This window comes from Nostoc sp. CHAB 5715 (genome assembly GCF_020829685.1).
Lineage (GTDB): Bacteria > Cyanobacteriota > Cyanobacteriia > Cyanobacteriales > Nostocaceae > Nostoc.
This window is the reverse complement of the sequence record NZ_JAIVFR010001030.1, coordinates 1-2,503: the sequence shown is the minus strand read 5'-3', so window position 1 is coordinate 2,503 and position 2,503 is coordinate 1. Positions and strand designations below refer to the sequence as shown.

Annotated in this window: 2 protein-coding genes; both read right to left on the bottom strand. The window is 39.9% G+C overall.

Annotated features, from left to right (window positions below):
• Nucleotides 1–691 (bottom strand): MFS transporter (locus tag LC574_RS35380; RefSeq protein WP_229458290.1); only part of this gene is annotated, 691 nt, incomplete at its 3' end.
• Between the two features lie 434 nt (nucleotides 692–1,125).
• A complete protein-coding gene (locus tag LC574_RS35375) occupies nucleotides 1,126–1,947 on the bottom strand; it encodes a hypothetical protein (RefSeq protein WP_229458289.1) in 822 nt (273 codons plus the stop codon).
• Between the last annotated feature and the right edge of the window lie 556 nt (nucleotides 1,948–2,503).

Sequence of the window (2,503 nt, the reverse complement as noted above, 5' to 3'; positions counted from 1 at the left end):
GCTGGTTGTAGAAAGAGTTGGTCTGATTACTATCTTGAGCATCTTTGCTAACGGGGGACTCAGCAATTAACCAAGCTACCCCTGAGACGATGAGAGGGAATAAAGCGGTAATTCCAAAGACAGTACGGGTAGTAAAGTATTGGAGTAGCAGACCACTAAAGTATGCTGTTATCAAACCTCCGATCGCAGAAGCACCCCAGCACAGAGATTGTAATGAACCGGCTTTTGCTTGGGATTCGCCTCTAACCCTTTCTACAACCAGCGAGTCAACTATGACATCACTCATGGCGACACTAAGAGAACCAAGAGCGATCGCTAATGTAGCTGCCCAGCTAGTATGAACTATTGTGGCCAGACTCGCCCAAGAAGCAGTTCCCAATATCCCAGATAAAATCAAATAAGGACGCCGACGATAGCCAAATATAGGCAAGCCATCAGAGATAAAACCAAACATCGGCTTGATCATCCAAGGTAGGAAGACAATTCCCAACAGCGCCGACACCTCGACTGGACTCAGCAGCAGTTCATCTTTGAGGAAAAAGCTAACGGCTAGACGCGATAATCCTAAAATTCCTTGGACAAAATAAACGGTGAGAATTGCAATTAACTCCGCATTAGGTTCATTACCCAAGAAGATTTTTTGTGTTAATGAGTCTTTGACCTTGGACAAGCCAGATGATTGAAGCACCATTCGATAAATATTTTTTAAGTTTTATCTACTTTTCTATCATATCGATTCTTAAGAAGTGGGCTCAATACAGTTCAGTTAAGCATTTCTTCCTTCTCTCTGCGTCCTTGGCGTCTTGGCGGTTCGTTAAAAAAATTGACTTTGTAACATAGTTTTAGCCTTAACTGAACCGTATTGGAAGTGGGCTTTGTTTGTGTGCCCGTAAACTTTGCAAATTCCATTTGTCATTGCTCAAGTTGATACCGATAAGCATTGTACCCCTACCAAGGTATTTGTATAACAATCCTAAATCAAAGGATTAGGGCGAACCTACCGTAAGTAAGCTCGCCCTAACTTGTATTTAATTGAATTGTCGTTGGAAGTTGTGAAATCCTGCCTACAGCACGTTACGGGAACGTGAAGCCTGGTTTTGTAGCCGAGTCAGAAGGGATATCTACTTATGACAATTGCAAAGCTGACTTTTTCTTGACTCGACGAGTCAGAACTGAAGTAGCACCCACAAAACCAATCGCAAAAACTCCTAATACAGAAGAAGACTCAGGAACTGCAACAACTACATTACCGGTGATTTGATTGTAGCCAGTGGCGACTGTGTGATTATCTGATTCAAAACCACTTCCGCCAACATTGGTGAATTGAACCTGATCAAAAGTTCCGTCAACATCGTAGAAGTTAATGAAGGCATAGGGTTCTCTAGAATTTTGACCTTGAAATGGCGAATTAGGATTACCGTAGTAGCTGGCTTTATCTTTATTTGATAACCTTTCGATATACTTAAGCACATCAGTAGTAGTAATTCTTTCTACAAGATTACCTTTTGAGTAAAATTCAAGTACGTTATTAGCGTCTCCCGCAGACCACCAAAGTCCAAAGTACTTTTGTGCGGTTGTCAAATTTAAGGTGGAAACCGTTTGATTATTAGCCCTACCCGTGCTATCCTTTCCCGATCTCTTCGTATCTACATCAAAATATTTGCCTGTTCCACCAGCACCACCATATTGGTCTTTATTCACGATTAGAGTATTCGTATAGCTACCAACATCAGTCCATTGAAAGCCTGTTGCACTGTAACCTGTTTTTAGTGTTGAAGCATCAAAATTTTGTACACGAGCATTAACAAGATTTGAGTAATTTGCAGTTTGTACGGTTGGGTCTTCTATTGATATCGAAAAAGACGCAGCCATTACAGGGCGGGTAAAAGTAGCTAAGGACAAAACAACACCAGAAGCGATCGCGGACTTAATTAAAAGACTTTTCATTTTACAAATCCTTCTCGTTTTTAAAATCTTTCGTGTTCATGCCTCATTGTGCGATGTGCTTCTAGATTCCAACATCAGAGGGATTACTACTTTTTCTATTTGATTATACTTAGATAAATATGTAATTTATTTGACTAAATTTTAGTGTAATTACTGTTATTATTTTCTGTGATGTTTATCGTTTTATGTAGAAAGCACAAAGTTATCAGTGCTAAATTGTAAACAAGCTTTATTTATAAAAAGTGCCATTTTGTGATTCGCAGGCAGTTCATATTTTTAGGGTTCTAGGTCAAGAAGGCATGAAGCATTATGCATTGGTGTCAACTTAAGCTAAAAATCGCTTATCTGTTGGCTTCGACGCCCGCCCAGAAATGAATTTCAGCGGCTCATAGCTAAAGTCTACTGAAGTAGACTAAAGATTTTTCGGATTATTTAGTCATCAAAAGATGACTTTCGCTATTAGCAAGGAACTTCAGTTCCTTGCGAGACATGGCTTTTACGTTAAGTTGACACATATGAGCAATGCGCTTTACCCCTACAACAGATGTGGTTCAAA